Source organism: Roseburia sp. TF10-5 (assembly GCF_003462365.1).
GTDB classification, from domain to species: domain Bacteria; phylum Bacillota; class Clostridia; order Lachnospirales; family Lachnospiraceae; genus Roseburia; species Roseburia faecis.
Window position 1 is genome coordinate 56,218 of the sequence record NZ_QTYW01000011.1, and the last position, 18,382, is coordinate 74,599.

At 46.1% G+C, this 18,382-nt stretch carries 17 protein-coding genes; 16 read left to right on the top strand and 1 reads right to left on the bottom strand.

Annotated elements, in window-relative coordinates; all coding sequences use genetic code 11:
• The first annotated feature begins 17 nt into the window (after positions 1-17).
• The 12 genes from DXD06_RS10970 to DXD06_RS11020 all read left to right on the top strand — a co-directional run bounded on the left by DXD06_RS10970 (position 18) and on the right by DXD06_RS11020 (position 12,151).
• Positions 18-809, top strand: a complete 792-nt coding sequence (locus tag DXD06_RS10970; protein ID WP_117831793.1) for a dihydroorotate dehydrogenase electron transfer subunit — start codon at positions 18-20, stop codon at positions 807-809.
• Positions 809-1,714, top strand: a complete 906-nt coding sequence (locus DXD06_RS10975) for a dihydroorotate dehydrogenase (protein ID WP_055068733.1) — start codon at positions 809-811, stop codon at positions 1,712-1,714. The genes DXD06_RS10970 and DXD06_RS10975 overlap by 1 nt, the downstream gene beginning before the upstream one ends.
• A 52-nt stretch (positions 1,715-1,766) precedes the next feature.
• Positions 1,767-1,889: a hypothetical protein gene (locus DXD06_RS17720; protein WP_261291844.1), complete on the top strand. Its 123-nt coding sequence runs from the start codon at positions 1,767-1,769 to the stop codon at positions 1,887-1,889.
• Between the two features lie 255 nt (positions 1,890-2,144).
• On the top strand, positions 2,145-2,825 hold the full coding sequence (gene pyrE, locus DXD06_RS10980) for an orotate phosphoribosyltransferase (RefSeq protein WP_117831795.1): 681 nt from the start codon (positions 2,145-2,147) through the stop codon (positions 2,823-2,825).
• Positions 2,826-2,855: 30 nt separating this feature from the next.
• Positions 2,856-3,182, top strand: coding sequence for a DUF6142 family protein (locus DXD06_RS10985; RefSeq protein WP_117831797.1), 327 nt, complete (start codon positions 2,856-2,858; stop codon positions 3,180-3,182).
• 23 nt (positions 3,183-3,205) lie between these two features.
• Positions 3,206-5,245: an aminopeptidase gene (locus DXD06_RS10990; RefSeq protein ID WP_117831799.1), complete on the top strand. Its 2,040-nt coding sequence runs from the start codon at positions 3,206-3,208 to the stop codon at positions 5,243-5,245.
• A gap of 29 nt (positions 5,246-5,274) precedes the next feature.
• The gene (gene purE, locus DXD06_RS10995; RefSeq protein ID WP_022045164.1) at positions 5,275-5,775 is read left to right on the top strand and encodes a 5-(carboxyamino)imidazole ribonucleotide mutase; all 501 of its coding nucleotides are present in this window, start codon (positions 5,275-5,277) and stop codon (positions 5,773-5,775) included.
• A 100-nt stretch (positions 5,776-5,875) separates the two neighbouring features.
• The gene (purM, locus tag DXD06_RS11000) at positions 5,876-6,901 is read left to right on the top strand and encodes a phosphoribosylformylglycinamidine cyclo-ligase (protein ID WP_055068735.1); all 1,026 of its coding nucleotides are present in this window, start codon (positions 5,876-5,878) and stop codon (positions 6,899-6,901) included.
• On the top strand, positions 6,895-7,521 hold the full coding sequence (purN, locus tag DXD06_RS11005; RefSeq protein WP_117831801.1) for a phosphoribosylglycinamide formyltransferase: 627 nt from the start codon (positions 6,895-6,897) through the stop codon (positions 7,519-7,521). Before purM ends, purN begins: the two co-directional genes overlap by 7 nt.
• Before the next feature lie 28 nt (positions 7,522-7,549).
• Entirely contained in the window at positions 7,550-8,824 is a 1,275-nt protein-coding gene (purD, locus tag DXD06_RS11010) for a phosphoribosylamine--glycine ligase (protein WP_022045161.1), read from the top strand.
• Positions 8,821-9,459, top strand: a complete 639-nt coding sequence (locus tag DXD06_RS11015; protein ID WP_117831803.1) for an HAD family hydrolase — start codon at positions 8,821-8,823, stop codon at positions 9,457-9,459. Before purD ends, DXD06_RS11015 begins: the two co-directional genes overlap by 4 nt.
• Positions 9,460-9,472: 13 nt before the next feature.
• A complete protein-coding gene (locus DXD06_RS11020) occupies positions 9,473-12,151 on the top strand; it encodes a bifunctional diguanylate cyclase/phosphodiesterase (protein WP_117831806.1) in 2,679 nt (892 codons plus the stop codon).
• Positions 12,152-12,160: 9 nt separating this feature from the next.
• Here the strand turns inward: DXD06_RS11020 and DXD06_RS11025 are convergent, their stop codons facing one another.
• Positions 12,161-13,942 (bottom strand): S8 family peptidase, encoded by a 1,782-nt coding sequence (locus DXD06_RS11025; RefSeq protein ID WP_243001031.1) that lies wholly within the window; start codon positions 13,940-13,942, stop codon positions 12,161-12,163.
• 117 nt (positions 13,943-14,059) lie between these two features.
• On the opposite strand from DXD06_RS11025, the gene DXD06_RS11030 reads away from it, so the two are divergent.
• The 4 genes from DXD06_RS11030 to DXD06_RS11045 all read left to right on the top strand — a co-directional run bounded on the left by DXD06_RS11030 (position 14,060) and on the right by DXD06_RS11045 (position 18,272).
• Complete coding sequence (locus DXD06_RS11030) at positions 14,060-15,514, top strand: 4Fe-4S dicluster domain-containing protein (protein WP_055068740.1); 1,455 nt, start codon at positions 14,060-14,062, stop codon at positions 15,512-15,514.
• Between the two features lie 7 nt (positions 15,515-15,521).
• Positions 15,522-15,788 carry a GNAT family N-acetyltransferase gene (locus DXD06_RS11035; protein WP_117831808.1) on the top strand — a complete coding sequence of 89 codons (267 nt, stop codon included), beginning with the start codon at positions 15,522-15,524 and terminating at the stop codon, positions 15,786-15,788.
• A 105-nt stretch (positions 15,789-15,893) separates the two neighbouring features.
• Complete coding sequence (locus DXD06_RS11040) at positions 15,894-16,610, top strand: ABC transporter ATP-binding protein (RefSeq protein ID WP_117831811.1); 717 nt, start codon at positions 15,894-15,896, stop codon at positions 16,608-16,610.
• A 3-nt stretch (positions 16,611-16,613) separates the two neighbouring features.
• Complete coding sequence (locus DXD06_RS11045) at positions 16,614-18,272, top strand: putative ABC exporter domain-containing protein (RefSeq protein WP_117831814.1); 1,659 nt, start codon at positions 16,614-16,616, stop codon at positions 18,270-18,272.
• Positions 18,273-18,382: the final 110 nt, after the last annotated feature.

The following is an 18,382-nucleotide window of genomic DNA, read 5'->3' on the forward strand; positions in this document are numbered from 1 at the left end:
GGAGACAGTTGGATTTTATGAGTGAAAAATTTCAGGAAAATGTTACGGTGCTGAAGCAGCAGTGCATCGGAAAAGATATCTATGACATGACAATCCAGACGAAGCATATTGCAGGACATGCAAAGGCAGGACAGTTTGTATCATTGTACAGTAATGATGCCAGCAAACTGCTGCCACGTCCGATCAGCCTGTGTGGGATTGATGCAGAGGCAGGAACACTTCGTCTGGTATACCGGGTAACGGGAGAAGGAACCGGAACGGAAGAATTCTCCCGGTTAAAAGCGGGCGATACGATCCGGGTACTGGGACCGCTTGGAAACGGATTTACCGTGGAGCCGGGAAAGAAAGCTTTCCTGATCGGCGGAGGAATCGGAATTCCTCCGATGCTTGAACTTGCAAAGAGCATCAAGGCTGCCGGCACCTGTGAATTTGTCAGTGTGATGGGATACCGGGATGCACAGACGTTTCTTCTGGATGAATTTAAAGAACAGGGAGACTGTTACGTGGCAACGGAAGATGGAAGTGTCGGTGCAAAGGGAAATGTGCTGGATGCCATCAAAGAATATAAATTAAATGCAGATGTAATATATGCGTGCGGACCGACACCGATGCTGCGGGCATTGAAAGCATATGCAGCAGAGCAGGGCATGACCTGTTATATTTCCATGGAAGAACGGATGGCATGCGGAATCGGTGCATGTCTGGCATGTGTGTGCGATTCCAAAGAAAAAGATGCACATTCCAATGTGAAAAACAAGAGAATCTGTAAAGAAGGGCCGGTATTTCTGGCTGAGGAGGTGGATCTGTAATGAATACAAGTGTGGAATTATGTGGTGTTACCTTAAAAAACCCGGTAATGACGGCATCCGGAACCTTTGGCTCCGGAGCAGAATACAGTGAATTTACAGACTTAAACCGGCTTGGTGCGGTGGTTACCAAAGGTGTGGCAAATGTACCGTGGCCGGGAAATCCGACTCCGCGTGTGGCAGAAGTCTATGGCGGGATGCTCAACGCCGTGGGATTGCAGAATCCGGGAATTGATTTGTTCTGTGAGAGAGATATTCCATTCCTGAAAAAATATGATACTAAAATTATTGTAAACGTATGCGGACACTCGACAGAGGAATATGTGGAAGTGGTAAAACGGCTGGCAGAAGAGCCGGTGGACATGCTGGAAATCAATATTTCCTGCCCGAACGTAAAAGAGGGTGGAATTGCTTTTGGACAGGATCCGAAAGCGGTAGAAGCAATCACAAAGGAAATGAAAAAGTATGCAAAACAGCCGGTGATCATGAAACTGAGTCCGAATGTCACAGACATCACAGAGATGGCGCGTGCAGCGGAAGCAGGTGGTGCGGATGCCCTGTCTTTGATTAACACGATCACGGGAATGAAGATTGACATTAACCGGAGAAAATTTGTTCTTGCAAACAAGACCGGTGGAATGTCCGGTCCGGCCATTCATCCGGTAGCCGTGCGTATGGTTTATCAGACGGCACAGGCAGTAAAGATTCCGATCATTGGAATGGGAGGAATTATGAATGCTGCAGATGCGATTGAGATGATACTGGCGGGTGCGACAGCTGTATCTGTCGGCACCGCCAATTTCCAGAATCCGGCAGTGACCATGGAAATTGTAGAAGGGATTGAGCGCTACATGGAAAAATATCATGTGAGCGATATCAAAGAACTAATCGGTGCCGTTTCGGAATAAAGATATGGTAACTGCTTACTGTTTTTGAATATATTGTACCAGGGATTTCATTTTGGCAGCAATGTTTTCCAGAATCTGTGTGTTTACGGTCTCTGCATCCATTGTTTCGGATGCATGGGCGGTCAGTTCTTCAGAAACTGCGGAAATTGTCTGTACGGAATCTGAAATTGCCTGATTAGAGTTACGCAGATCTGTGGTAATGCTGGTCAGTTCCTCGCAACACAGTAAAAGTAACCGTTAAATAACAGCCGGATCCGTATTTAAGAACAGCATCCGAAACTTTGCGGGGCGGATCGCCTCGCAGGGTTGGGGATGCTGTTTCTTTTTATGATTCGCGCATTGAAAACCCACCGGAAGTATGCTAAAATTTAATAGAAAACTGCGAAATAACAAGGGCAGAATGCCTTTTGATACAGGAGGAAAGTATACAATGGAAAGTTACAAGAGTGAGTTCATTGAGTTTATGGTAGAGAGTGATGTTCTCAAATTTGGCGATTTTACACTGAAGAGTGGAAGAAAATCGCCATTTTTTATGAATGCAGGTGCATACGTGACAGGTTCCCAGTTAAAGAAACTCGGAGAGTATTATGCAAAGGCGATCCACGCCAGTTACGGGGATGATTTTGATGTGTTATTCGGACCGGCATACAAGGGAATTCCACTGGCTGTTGTTACCGCAATTGCATTCAGTGAATTGTACGGAAAAGAGATCCGTTACTGCAGTGACCGCAAGGAAGCCAAGGATCACGGGGCAGACAAAGGCGGATTTTTAGGAAGCAGTTTAAAGGATGGAGATCGTGTCGTTATGATCGAAGATGTGACAACATCCGGCAAGTCCATGGAGGAAACGGTCCCAAAAGTACGCGGTGCTGCAGACGTGGAAATCGTTGGGCTTATGGTCAGCTTAAACCGTATGGAAGTCGGACAGGGCGGTGTCAAGAGTGCGCTCGACGAGATCCATGAGAAGTATGGATTTGAGGGAAAGGCCATTGTTACCATGGAAGAAGTGGTAGAACATTTATATAATCGGGAATGTCAGGGTAAAATTGTAATTGATGACACGATCAAGAAAGCCATTGATGCTTATTATGAGCAGTATGGATGCAAATAAGCAAAAAGGTTGTAGGAAAGAGAGACACATATGAGAAACCGGAGAAGACGTGGCTATAAGTTTACCGAGAAAAAACATTCCAGACAGGGAATACTGGCCACGGTATTAGCACTTGCTCTTCTGGTATGGTATCTTGTGTTCCTGAAGCTTGCTTTTCAGGGAGGCGGTTCGCTGTCTGCTTATTATGGGAGCGCAGGAGTCGTTGCGATGATCGCAACATTTGTTGTTTTTGTCATCGCAGCCAAAAGTCTGCGGGAAGAAGATTCCTTCCAGTTGTTTCCGAGACTGGGACTAGGACTGACCCTTTTGGATATGGTATGCTGGATCGGAACCTATATCTGGGGATTTTTGAGCTAAAAATTATAAGAAGGAAACAAACTATGAGCTTTAGAGAGATCAATCACAAAAATAACGAGGAATACTGGGAACGGCTGGAACTTGTGATGGAGCGCATTGAGGCGGTCAGCGAGGAGGAAGCCTCCAGTGTGGAAGAACTGTACCGGGGATATTTCTTTGAAATGTCGGAACTGTTTCTGGTTTTGTATAAATTAGCAGAAGCGTCCCTGAGTGGAAAACTGGCAGAAATTTCCACGCTGGAAGGGAAAAAGATCAATCGCCGTCTGTATCTGGATGTGCAGGAAGATTATGCGGACAGTTATGCAAACCCGGCATATGCCGTCAGTAAGATGGGCTGGGAATACGGACCGCTGCTCTCGGCATTGGATGCCAGACTGCATGGAATTTATACCAGCTGTATGGAAGGAAATATCCGTTATCTGTGTATTTATGCGGAACTGTTTGTGGAAATTTACAACTGTTTTGAGGATGCACAGAATCTGAATGTGCACGAGATCAGAAAATGCATTTATTCTTTTATGCATGATTACACAGAAATTTTTAATGCGGATGCGATCTGCAGACTGATCGATCCGGAATATGATTATTTCACCCAGATCGTGATGGAAGCGGAGCTGGATCATCCGGCATATCTGTACCGTTATGGTCTGTATATCGGAAAAGATGAGACGGAGTCCGCACATTTTCTGCATTCCTTGACAAAGCAGCAGATGCAGGCAATGGCGGATACATTTACCGAAGGATACCGGATCGGATTTGAAACAACCGGAAAAGATATTTCTAAAAAGTCGGTAGTGGAGATCCGTTATCCGCTGGGATTCGAGCGGATGGTACGCGCCGCCGTACACAATTTTAAAAAGATCGGATTGCAGCCGGTGCTGCGTCCGTACTCTATTTCCCTGAACAAGCAGTTTACTTACGATCACAAAGAGGACCGCGGGCTGTGGCTGGATAAGGCACTCATCGAGCGGGGACTCGAAGTTGACCGTACTGTCTGGGAAAAACACAAAGCGATTGCTCCAAATTACGGAGGACCGGCAGTGATCGAAATTTTCGGGACAAAGCCGTTTTCGCCGGAGCAGAAAGAGGAGCGCGTTACCTATACCGACAAACAGAGGGAAATCGATGTGTATGAGCGCAGCGAGAAGAGCCAGCTGATCAATCATTACATTCACGGGGAGGAACGCAGTTTTACGATTATTGCTTACCCGGTTCCGTCCATCGGAGAAAAATACGAAGAAATCTTTGCGGAAACGGTGAATATCAATACGCTTGATTATATGCTTTACCGCAATATGCAGCAGAAGATCATTGATGTGCTGGATACGGCGGACCGTGTGCACATCAAAGGCTGTAACGGAAACCGCACGGATCTGTATGTAAAGATTCATCCGCTTTCCGATCCTGCCAAAGAGACCGCATTTGAAAACTGTGTGGCAGATGTCAATATTCCGGTCGGGGAAGTGTTCACATCTCCGGTATTGCAGAAAACAGAAGGAAAGCTGCACGTCACACAGGTCTATCTGGGGGAATTCCTTTTCAAGAATCTGGAACTGGATTTTGAAAACGGAAGAATTACAGCTTATTCCTGTACAAATTTTGATTCTGAGGATGAAAACCACAAGTATATAGAGGACAATATTCTGTTCCATCACAAAACACTTCCGATGGGAGAGTTTGCAATCGGAACAAATACCACCGCATACCGGATGGCACGGAAATATCAGATCGCGGATAAGCTTCCGATTCTGATTGCGGAAAAGACAGGTCCGCATTTTGCGGTCGGAGACACCTGTTACACGTACGATGAGGACAACATGACATACAATCCGGATGGAAAAGCGATCATCGCAAGGGACAATGAAATTTCGATCCGGCGCAAAGAAGATATTTCAAAAGCATATTTTAACTGTCATACCGATATTACGATTCCGTATGATGAGTTAGGAGCGATTACAGTAGTACGTGCAGATGGCACGACGACAGATATTATAAGAAACGGGCGGTTTGTCGTTCCGGGAACGGAACCGTTAAATGAGCCGCTGGATGCAATGGAACCATAAATTTTTTCACATATAGGAGGATATTTAAAATGGCACAAGTAGGAATTGTAATGGGCAGTGATTCAGATATGCCGATCATGGCAAAGGCAGCCGACATCTTAGACCAGCTGGGCGTCAGCTATGAGATGACGATCATTTCCGCACACCGCGAGCCGGATGTATTTTTTGAATATGCAAAGAGTGCGGAGGAAAAAGGATTTAAAGTGATTATCGCAGGTGCAGGTATGGCAGCACATCTGCCGGGCATGTGCGCAGCAATCTTCCCGATGCCGGTCATCGGAATCCCGATGCACACCACTTCTCTTGGCGGAAGAGATTCCCTGTACAGTATCGTGCAGATGCCGACCGGTATTCCGGTAGCAACCGTAGCAATCAACGGCGGAGCAAATGCCGGTATTCTTGCAGCAAAGATTCTTGCAACCAGTGATGCGGATTTACTTGCACGCCTGAAAGAGTATTCGAAAAACTTAAAAGAGCAGGTTGAGGCAAAGGATGCCAGATTGCAGGAAGTGGGATATAAGAACTACTAATTAGATTTATTAACATTTATGATTGGTAAAATCGAAAAATACCCGATATACTATAAGTGACAATAATAGATTAAAACACAGATATTAGGAGGAAAAATAAATGGATTACAAGAACGCGGGCGTAGATATCGAAGCAGGATATGAGTCAGTGGAACTGATGAAGAAGTTTGTAAAGGGAACCATGCGTCCGGAGGTATTAGGCGGACTTGGCGGATTTTCCGGTGCTTTTTCGCTGGATGCGATCAAGAATATGGAAGAGCCGGTTCTTTTATCCGGAACCGATGGATGCGGAACCAAGGTAAAACTGGCTTTCCTGATGGACAAGCATGATACGATCGGTATTGATGCCGTTGCAATGTGTGTCAACGATGTAGCCTGTGCCGGTGGTGAACCGTTATTTTTCCTGGATTATATTGCATGTGGAAAAAATTATCCGGAGAAAATTGCAACGATCGTAAGCGGTGTGGCAGAGGGTTGTAAGCAGTCCGGATGTGCACTGATCGGTGGAGAGACTGCAGAGCATCCGGGACTGATGCCGGAGGATGAGTATGATCTGGCCGGATTTACCGTAGGTGTGGTTGACAAGAAGGATATCATTACCGGAGAAGACGTAAAAGCCGGGGATGTGCTGATCGGTATGGCAAGTTCCGGTGTACATTCCAATGGATTTTCTCTCGTGCGCAAGATTTTCCGTATGGACAAAGAAACCTTAAATACATATATGGATGAGCTTGGAACAACGCTTGGCGAGGCTCTTCTTGCTCCGACCCGTATCTATGTAGGCGCATTGAAGTCTATCAAGAACGCCGGAGTACGTGTGAAAGCCTGCAGCCATATTACCGGTGGTGGTTTCTATGAGAATATTCCACGTATGCTTCCAGAAGGAAAGCATGCCGTAGTGGAAAAGAACAGCTACCCGGTTCCTCCAATCTTTACCCTTATGGCAAGAGAGGGAAATGTAGATGAGCATATGATGTACAATACTTACAACATGGGACTTGGAATGGTTCTTGCAGTCGATCCGGCAGACGTGGACAAGACGATGGAAGCAATCAAAGCAGCCGGAGATACTCCATATGTGGTTGGTAAGATCACAGACGGAGAGAAGGGTGTAACATTATGCTAAAAATCGCAGTATGTGTATCCGGCGGCGGAACCAATCTGCAGGCCATTATCGATGGAATTGAACAAAAAACAATCACAAATACAGAGATTGCGGTAGTGATCAGCAATAATCCGGGAGCATACGCTTTGGAACGTGCAAAAAAGCACGGAATTGAGGCAGTATGCATCAGCCCGAAGGAGTATGAGAGCCGTGCGGCATTTAATGAAGATTTTCTGCGCAGACTTGATGCGTATGAGGTGGATCTGGTTGTGCTGGCAGGATTCCTTGTCGTCATTCCGGAACAGATGATTGCAAAGTACAGAAACCGCATCATCAATATTCATCCGTCTTTAATTCCGTCTTTCTGTGGAACCGGATATTATGGGCTGAAAGTGCATGAAGGGGTACTTGCCCGTGGCGTGAAAGTCACAGGTGCTACCGTACATTTTGTGGATGAGGGAACAGATACCGGTCCGATTATTTTGCAGAAAGCGGTAGAAGTGCAGGAGGGCGATACGCCGGAGATCCTGCAGCGTCGTGTGATGGAACAGGCAGAGTGGAAGATTATGCCACAGGCGATTGACCTGATTGCGAATGGAAAAGTGACAGTGACGGGCAAAACCGTACATATCAGTAAATAGGAAATGCATCACATATAGGAGGATAATCATGAAAGTTCTTGTAATTGGAAGCGGTGGACGTGAGCATGCAATCGTAACAAGTGTTGCCAGGAGTCCGAGAGTTGACAAAATATATTGTGCACCTGGAAATGCAGGAATTGCAGCTTTGGCAGAGTGTGTGCCGATTGGTGCCATGGAGTTTGACAAACTGGTTGCCTTTGCAAAGGAAAAATCCATTGATTTTACCATTGTTGGCATGGATGATCCGCTGGTTGGCGGAATCGTGGATGTTTTTGAGGCAGAGGGCTTAAAGGTATTCGGACCGCGCAAAAATGCAGCGATTCTGGAAGGATCGAAAGCATTCTCCAAGGATCTGATGAAAAAGTATCATATTCCGACGGCTGCTTACGAGAACTTTACCGATCCGGAAGAAGCTTTAAAATATCTTGAGACGGCAAAGATGCCGATCGTATTAAAGGCAGATGGTCTGGCACTCGGAAAGGGCGTGTTGATCTGCAATACGTTAGAGGAAGCCAAAGAAGGCGTGCGCACGATCATGGAAGATAAGAAATTTGGCAATGCCGGAAATACCATGGTAATTGAAGAATTTATGACCGGACGTGAAGTATCGGTTCTGACTTATGTGGACGGAAAGACCATCCGCATCATGTCTTCCGCACAGGATCACAAACGTGCCAAGGATGGAGATCAGGGACTGAATACCGGCGGTATGGGAAATTTCTCTCCAAGTCCGTTCTATACAAAAGAAGTAGATGAATTCTGTAAGAAGTATATTTATCAGCCAACTGTAGATGCTATGGCTGCGGAGGGAAGACCATTTACCGGAGTTATTTTCTTCGGACTGATGCTGACAGGGGAAGGACCAAAGGTTCTTGAGTACAATGCCCGTTTTGGAGATCCGGAGGCACAGGTCGTTCTTCCACGTATGAAAAATGATATCATTGATGTCATGGAAGCATGTGTCGATGGAAAACTTGACACGATTGATCTGCAGTTTGAGGACAATGCAGCTGTCTGTGTTGTACTTGCATCTGACGGATATCCGGTTTCCTATGAGAAAGGATTCCCAATCAGCGGACTTGAAAAGTTCGAGGGCAAGGATGATTACTTCTGTTTCCATGCAGGAACTGCATTCGATAAGGAAGGACGCATCGTAACAAACGGTGGACGTGTCCTTGGCATTACTGCAACCGGAAAAGATTTAAAAGAAGCAAGAAAGAAAGCCTATGAGGCAACCGAATGGGTGGATTTCGCAAATAAGTATATGCGCCATGATATCGGAAAGGCAATTGACGAGGCATAATGAAAAAAGGAATCATATTTGATATGGACGGAACACTCTGGGATTCCGCTGCGGAAGTGGCAGAGTCCTGGAATGAGACCGTAAAAAGAGCCGGCTACGACAGAAAACCGATTACTGTAAAGGACATCCAGTCAGTAATGGGAAAGACGATGGATGTGATCGCACGGATTCTGTTTCCAGATCTGGAAGAAGGCGAACGCCAGAAACTTCTGGCACAGTGTGGGGAAGAAGAAAATGATTATCTCCGGATACACGGAGCAACTCTCTACCCGGATATCCGCAGGACAATGGAACAGTTGAAGAAAAAATATCATCTGTATATTGTAAGCAACTGCCAGTCCGGATATATAGAGGCTTTTCTGGATTATTACAAACTGCACGATCTGATAGAGGATACTGAGTGCTACGGAAATAATGAAAAATCAAAAGGAGAGAATATCGCATTACTGTACAGGCGGAATGCATTGGATGATGCGGTATATGTAGGTGATATTCAGGGAGATTACGATGCAAGCATGGATGCGGGGATTAAATTTATTCATGCGGCATACGGGTTTGGTACAATAGAAGACAAGATCCCTGAAATTCACAAATTCTGTGAATTGGAGAACGTGGCAGATCAGGTTCTGCAGTAGATAAGAGGTTACTATGCGGGAGCAGAAAGAACAGGAAAAGCAAAATGAACTTCTCAGGGTGGTTGCAGAGCAAAACCATGAGAGATTGATAGAATATGATGTAAAAGAAGACCGGGCAGTGGTTTATGCGATAGAAAATGACCGGTTCGAGGTCCTTTTTGATATCGAAGACTATGTAAAGAAGAACCATTATGGATCTGTTTTTATTGATCCGGAAGATAAAAAGGTATTTCGCAGAGCGATGCATGCATGCCTGCAAAAAGAAGGGACTGTTACGGTCGATGTCCGTTATTGCGAAAAAGAAAATCAACCGGAATGGTACCGTTTTTATCTGGTGAGTATTGCGGAAGAAGATGGAAAAACAGACCGTATGGTGGGGCGTTTTTGCTGTGTGCAGCAGGAGAAAGCCATCACGGAACGCATGCGGCGCCGGGCAGAGATTGATGTACTGACGAATGTGTATAACCATAAGGCATTTGAGGAATACTGTGCAAAAGAACTTGCGGAATGTACAACAAATGCCTTATTTGTCATGCTTGATATTGATGATTTTAAAATGATCAATGATACGCAGGGACATGCGGTAGGGGATATGGTTTTAAGCCAGACCGGAAGTATTTTAAGTGAAGTGACCGGTGACCGGGGAATTGTCGGCAGGCTTGGGGGAGATGAATTCGCGGTGTTTGCTTCCGGCTTTCAGAATTCTGTTGAAATGGAAGAATTTTGTGTCTCCCTGCGTGAAAATTTGAAAAAGATTATCTTTGATATGGAATATTCCGTATCTATCGGTGCTGCGAAACTGGACGGACGAAGAATCAGTTTTCCGGATTTTTATTATGAGGCAGACCGGGCAGTTTACGCGGCGAAAAGAGGCGGAAAAAACCGGATTGTTTTTTATGATCAGATCAAAGAAAATCAGGAGCCGGAAACGGCAGATCCGGTGGAACCGATTCTCGCACAAGGCAATGAAAAATCCATGTTAAGACAACTCCGTACCTGTATGGAAGCGCTTGGAAGCGAGGGAATCGGAGATGCCCTTATGCAGACATTTGAAGCGCTGCGCCAGTATTTTGACGCGGACTGTGTTGTGCTTGCCTATGCAAAAGAGGGCGGTATCCGCTATGTGGAAGAGTGTCACAGGGATACGGCACAGATGATGGCAAGACTTGTGACCGAGGAAATTGAGTCAGGAGATGCAGAAGGAGTTATTCAGGAAATAGGACAACTCGGGGACGTGGTGATTCCGGATATCAAGTCGCTGAGAGAAAGTCATCCGGTGATCTATGAATATCTGGCAGAACTACGTGCATGGTCTGCAGCCGGGATTTCTTTGTATACCGGAGATCATCTGCTTGGAATTTTAATGGTTTTAAACCCACACAGACACCTCGAGGAGGCCGATGTTCTTTCCATGCTTGGCACGACACTGGCTGCGCGGATTGAACTTCGCAATCTTCAGGAACAGCAGGAATATGACCGCACACATGACAAACTGACAGGTCTCTGGAACCGGGAGGGATTGTCCGTTATGGCACGCACTGGTGCGGACAATATGTTCTGTTCACTTGGCGTGATTACAACCGATGTGATCCATCTGTCGGAGATTAATAAACAGTTTGGCTATATCAGCGGCAACCGCAGACTGATGGAAGTTGCGGAACTATTGAAATCCATGTTTCCCAATTACCGGATTTACCGGTATGATGAGGATGAGATGCTGATTTTGTGTATCAACATTAAACGGCAGGAAATGGAGCAGCAGGTGGAAAATCTGCAGAAAAGGCTTGCCGGACTTGGCTTTGGCGTGGCGATGGGATACAGCTGGAGTGCGCATCCGCAGACACGCAGCCAGATTGCAGAGGCAGAGGTTCTTATGAGCAACGATAAGCTTAAGCTGATGCATGGCACAACCGTGATGAAGCGCATGGAGCAGAGCGTGATAGATGAGATCAACGATCTGATGGAGCGTGGAAGGTATCTGGTATATCTGCAGCCGAAAGTGGATATCCACACAGGGCGCACAGAGGGCGCGGAGGCACTGATCCGGCAGCTGGATGATGAATTGGGCATTGTGGGACCGGGGATGTTTATTCCGGTGCTGGAACATTACAATCTGGTGCATATGATTGACCTGTTTGTTCTGGATGAAGTATTTCGTTATCAGAAGGAACAGATCCGGGAAGGACATCGTACGGTGCCAATATCCGTGAATTTCTCGAAGATGACGATCATGTATCCGGAACTTATTGAAAAAGTAACGCAGATGGTTCAAAAATATGATATTCCGGTGGAACTGATCCATATTGAGGTAACGGAGACCGTGGGAGACATGGATCATGTTCTGATTGAAAATGTTGCAAACAGCCTCAAAGAACTCGGATTCAGACTGTCAATGGATGATTTCGGAAGTCATTATTCCAATCTTGCGGTACTGATCCAGTATGATTTTGATTCTGCAAAGATTGACCGGTCCATGGTAACCGAAATTACCAATAACCGCAAAAGCCGGATTCTCCTCGACTATATGACTTCCATGATCAATGATCTGGGAATTCACTGTATCGTCGAGGGAATCGAGACAAAAGAGCAGGTAGATATTTTAAAGAAAACAAAGGCAGAGATGATCCAGGGATTTTACTTTGGAAAACCTGTGCCAAAAGAAAAATTTTATGAAGCCTTTATCGCAGAATAGTGGAGCATATCACACAAACGTCAGGCTGCTGCTGACGCAGAGTGCTCCGTATCCGCTCTGCGGATTGGGGTAGGAAACGGAAAATGGAAGCTGTCTGGCACCTCGGATCAGATATGCTTTCATTTTTTCGCCATATAGAAAGGGATCATTGTTCTGTAGAATGCCCCACTGCATGAGCAGTGCGCAGCTGCCGCTTACAAAAGGAGCAGCCATGGAGGTGCCGCTTCGGGATTCGTAACCGCCCCCGACAGCACAGCTGGTGATGTCGACACCGGGAGCGACCAGATCCGGTTTGACCTGTCCGGTATTCCAGGTATATCCTCTGCCGGAAAAAGGGGCGAGCGTATTGGTGGAAGAATCGTAGGCACCGACGGTAATGACATTTCCGGCGGTGGAAGGTATCGTGAGAGTGGTTTCCGTTGTCGGCGTGAGAAATTGTGTGGCAGTCCCGCGGATAGCGGCCGCCGGCATCCACAGATCAATAATTCCTTCGATGACAGACCGTGCTTCTGCGGTAAAAAACCAGACACCTCCCGAAATATAGTCCCGCCGCGGCAGCAGATCGATGGCAATTTCCTGATACAGACTATAAGGGGAGGGAAGTCCGTAGTACACCAGAATCTGTGTGGTGCCAAAGGAAAAGCGCCAGCTGCCGGGCTGATTGGGAATTTTAAATGAGGTTCCGAGTCCCGGAGGAGTCAGCTGAAAACGAATATCATCCCAATAATTTTTCCAGATCTGAATCGAAAGAGAAGATTCATAATTTCCAACGGCAAATTCAATTCTGGCAGATTCTAAAGAAGCCAGTCGGGCGCTGGCATGCCCGCCGTTGTTTCCCTCATTTCCACTTCCGACAACAATATTAATGCGTCCGAGATTTGAGACATAGTCCAGGTAGGTTTCCAGAAGGGATGTTCCGCTGTGGGAGCCGTAAGTATTTCCAAAACTCAGGTTGATGACAAGAGGCACGGTATGTTCGATGGCATATCTTACGGAAAAATCGACCGCCTGCATCAGTTCGAGCGTGTTTGGAAATCCCTTTGGATCGGGCGAGCCGAGTTTGACGGCAAGAAGTGAGGATTCCGGGGCAACTCCGCGGTAGAGTCCGCCGGAGGCACGGCCGTTTCCGGCGGCAATACCGGCGACATGGGTTCCGTGCCCTGTGACATCTGTGCTGGGTACAAGTTCCATGCGCTGCTCAAAAGTGTCTGCCTGAAGTGCCGCATTGATCTGTTCCGGAGAAAAAAGTGTACCCTGTGAATAACCGGCGGGGGCAAAGCGTCCAGCAGAAGGATCAGCGAGGATGGTCTGGTCCCAGAGAGCAACCAGCCGTGTGGTTTTGTCCGGATTGCAAAAATCGGGATGCGCATAGTCAATACCGGAGTCTATCACAGAAATCAGAATGCCTTTTCCGGTCAGACCATAGCTGCTGTTTTCCTGAATGGCACTCAGACAGGAAGCCTGCCGGGCAGAAACAATCTCAAAGAAAAGCTGTCTTGGACGTTCGATATATATTACTTGTGGAAAGGCGGCAAGTGATGGAATGTCGTCCTCGGAGATTTTCACTATGGCATAATTTCCAAGGAGAAAGGTAAAGGAAGAGGAAGGAAATTCATTCTGTAACGTCTGTGGAGAACCGGTGTACAGAACAATCAGGTTCCAGAACCCGTCAGAGCTGCTCCCTGTGGACAGATCATCGGAAGCGTTTCGTTCGACGGGAGTTGCCTCAAGCGAAGCGCGCAGAGAAACATCAATTTTCTGATTGAAGTCCATCGTATTCATATTATCCATAAAATCGCACCGCCTGATGTATTTTGATAGATACATCTATAGCTTTTTAATGAAAATTTATGTACAATAAGAACATATTATGCTTAATAGAAACCACGAAAAAGCAAAGGAGATTTTATGTACGCTGATGAAAATGTAATCAAGATCAAGCATGCGGTTCTGCGTGAAGTCGCAAAACTGGCATTTGAAGGGACTCTTGATGCTCAGAGAGACCACATCGCGGTTCGTCTGATTCCGGGTCCGACACCACAGTTCCGTTGTTGTATCTACAAAGAAAGAGAAATTATCCGCCAGCGTGTCCGTCTTGCAGAGGGCAAAGCCCCGGGACCGGAGGATAATGGAAACGTGATTCAGGTAATCAGTGCAGCCTGTGAGGACTGCCCGATTTCCAGTTATACCGTTACAGAAAACTGTCAGAACTGTATGGGAAAGGCATGTATCAATGCATGTAAATTCGGTGCCATTGAGGCGGGACGTCATCGTTCCCACATTGATCCGCAGAAATGTAAAGAGTGTGGACGCTGTGCAGCTGCATGTCCTTACAATGCAATCGCACATTTAAAGAGACCGTGTAAATTTGCATGTCCGGTCAATGCGATTACATACAATGAATACGGTATTTCTGTAATTGATGATTCCAAGTGTATCCGCTGTGGTAAATGTATCCATAGCTGTCCGTTCGGAGCAATCGGATCTAAGACATTTATGGTTGATGTCATCAATGCCTTAAAGTCTGATAAGAAAGTATACGTGATTGCAGCACCTGCTACCGAGGGACAGTTTGGTGCAAACATCACAATGGGAAGCTGGAAGAAAGCTATGCAGGAAGTTGGATTCAACGGATTTATCGAAGCCGGATTAGGTGGAGATATGACCGCTGCTTCCGAAGCCGCAGAGTGGGTAGAGGCATACAAGGCAGGAGAGAAGAAAGTAACTTCCTGCTGTCCGGGATTTGTCAATATGGTGCGTCTGCACTTCCCGGAGATGGCAGATAAGATTTCCACAACCATCTCTCCAATGTGTGCGGTATCCCGTATGATCAAAGCACAGGATCCGGATGCTGTGACCGTATTTGTCGGACCATGTGTAGCAAAGAAATCTGAGGTTGTCGATCAGAAGATTGAAGGCAATGCAGATTATGTGCTGACATACAGTGAGATGCGTGCCATCATGAGTGCCAAGGGCGTAGAACTGCAGCCAAGCGATACCAGCTATCAGGAGTCTTCCGTATACGGCAAGCGTTTCGCAAACTCCGGTGGAGTTACCGCAGCAGTTGTCGAGAGCATGAAAGAGATGGAAGCTGGCATTGAGCCGAAAGTATGCAAGGCAAACGGTGCCGCAGAGTGCCGCAAGTTCCTGATGCTTATGAAGGCTGGCAAGCTGCCGGATGACTTCATTGAAGGTATGGCATGTGAAGGAGGCTGCGTCGGTGGACCAAGCTCCTTTAACGATATGCTTGTGACAAAGAAGTTCCGTGACGAACTTCTTCAGAAAGCAGATGATCGTCAGATTCTTGACAATTTGAAGAATTATCATATGGAAACATTCTCCATGCACAGAGAAGAAGAGTAATATTAAGATGGGGCCGTCGCTTGCGATGGCCTCGTTTTTTATTCCACAGTGGTTAAGGACAATAACAGTAGCTGGTGAGCAGATGCAGTCCTTTGTAAATGTATTGGCAGATAATGAGAACGCATGGCTTATTACAGAAAAACAAAGTGGAGCATGCATCGGATATGTTACGATGGATATTCCGTATCCACAGCTTGCAATTGGGGAGATCGGTTATGTGATTGGCGAGAAATACCAGAGGAAGGGCGTGGGCAAATACGCGAAGAGATATTAAGGAAGCGTTAAGGTTTTTTAAGGAAAAGAAGATGGTTTGCAGCAAATGAATGTGATATCGTAAACACATGGAACATGTTAGTAAGAAAAAGAAAGGGAAATGGTTATGTTAGAAGTTGTACATGTGACGAAACGATACCGCAGGGTGCTTGCAAATGATGATATCAATCTTACCATAGAGGATGGGCGCATCGGAGTACTGCTTGGACCTAACGGTGCAGGAAAAAGCACGATTATAAAATGTATTATGGGATTTCTGAAATATCAGGGACAGATACAGGTAAACGGTCTCGAAAATAAGTCCATCGAGGCGAAAAAGATCATGGGATATATTCCGGAAATTCCATCGTTGTATCCGAACCTGACTGTGGATGAACATATGGAATTTATTGCACGGGCATATAAATTAAAGGATTATAAAGCCTATAAAGATGCATTGCTGGAACGGTTTGATCTGACAGATAAGAAGAAAAAATTCGGGGATGAGCTGTCGAAAGGGATGCAGCAGAAACTGTCCATCTGTTGTGGGCTTTTGCCGAAACCACGGCTGGTACTGTTTGATGAGCCAATGATCGGACTGGACCCACATGCCATCAAAGAACTGAAAAAGGTGTTTGAGGAATTGCGGGACAGTGGCTGCATGGTACTGGTCAGCACGCACATGATTGACAGTATGGAAGAATTATGGGATACCACTTATATCATGAAACAGGGGCGGGTAGCCGCTGTGGTCGAGCGTGAAAATTTAAAGGATAACAATAAAAGTCTGGAAGATATTTTCTTTGAGATTACAGAGGGCGCGGCTCTGGAGAGAGAGGTGTAGGTGATGCGGTTATGGGGTTATTATGCATGGCATACCTTTTGGAACACGATAAAAAAGATGTTTCGAAGTACATTTCTCGTGATCATTCTTGCCATTTTTGGATTTGGAATCATATTTGGACTGATTGCTGGCGTGGTCGGTTCCATGGTAGAAAAGCAACAGTCGGTGGAAACCGTGGAATCGTCTTCGGAGGCTGATCGCGTACAGGAAGAAGCAACGGAAGAGGAAGAAACGCAAAAAACGCCACAGGAGATTGCCGCAATCAAAACCTATGTGGAAGCCGGAGTGATGATTGTTTTTCTTGCGATATTACTTTGGGGAATGTATTCCGGTTCTAAGGACGGTACGGATATTTTCCAGATGGCAGACGTGAATCTGTTGTTTACGGCACCGATGAAACCACAGTCCGTGTTGATGTTTCGACTGAGTTTTCAGATGGTGGCAACAGTTTTCGCGTCCATATATCTGGTTTTTCAGATTCCAAATCTCGTTGTAAATATGGGATTGGGGGCATCGGCAGTTGTAGCCATTTTTGCAGGGTGGATTCTGCTTCTGGTGTTTCAGAGACTTATGATTGTATTGACATATACGGTCTGCACCACACACGAAAAATTAAAACCATATGTGTTTCCTTTGATCGTGGGAATTGTTGTACTGCTTGGAATGATTGCAGGAGGAACATATCTGGCGAATGGGCAGAACCTGCTTGAAGCAGCACATATGACTTTTGCCAGTCACTGGCTGCGGTATCTTCCGATCATCGGCTGGTACAAAGGCATGATTATGTGTGCAGTGAATGGGGAACTGTTTTCGTTTCTGGTTTATCTGGGATTGCTGCTTGTAAGTGTGGCGGTACTGATTTTTGCCATCTGGCATATGAAAGCGGATTTTTACGAAGATGCGCTGGCTTCCGCGGGAAAACGTGCACAGATGCTTGAGGCAGCAAAAGAAGGACGGGTTATCGCAGGAAAAGCACATGCAAAAAAGCAGCAAAAGGAAGGAAACTTAAAGGGCTGGGGCGCATCCGTGTTTTTTACAAAGGAAATTTATTGCCGTAAACGTACGGCAAAATTTGGAATCATAACCAATACGATGCTGTTTTACCTGCTGGTCAGTGTCGGTATTTCCCTGTTTTGTGTCAGGATCATGGAGGTGTCCGGATTTCTGGTGCCGGGCTGTATTTTGTTTTTTGTACTTTTCTTCCGGAATATGGGAAATCCGATTGCACAGGAGACTGCGCGAAACTGGCTGTTTCTGGTGCCGGAGAATCCATACAAGAAAGTTTTCTTCGGAGTGCTTGCAGGAACATCCCTCTGTGCGATGGATCTGCTTCCGGCACTGGTGGTTTCGGCATTGCTTTTGCATGAAAAACCGGGAATTATGCTTCTGTGGTATCTGACGTATCTGGTGGCGGATTTTATGTTTTCGGAAGTTGGGCTTTTGCTGGAAGCTCTTGTTCCGGCGTCTGCGATGGATACGGTTAAGAGTATGATCCAGATTTTGCTGCGTTGCATTATTTTAGTAATTGTTGCCGTTTTTCTGGCAATTGGATATTTCTTTGGCGGAATTGCAGGGGCTTTAGTGTTTACCTGTGCAGCTTCTGCCGGAATCGGCGGAGCGATTTCACTGATTTATCCATGGATGCTGCATCAGGGCAGATAGGAGACTGCTCGCAGCTCATATAAAATAAAAGAAAAATTGCACTTGCCGAACATTTGTTCTTGTGATATGATGTAAAAAGAACGGATGTTCGGCATTTTTGCGGAGGGATA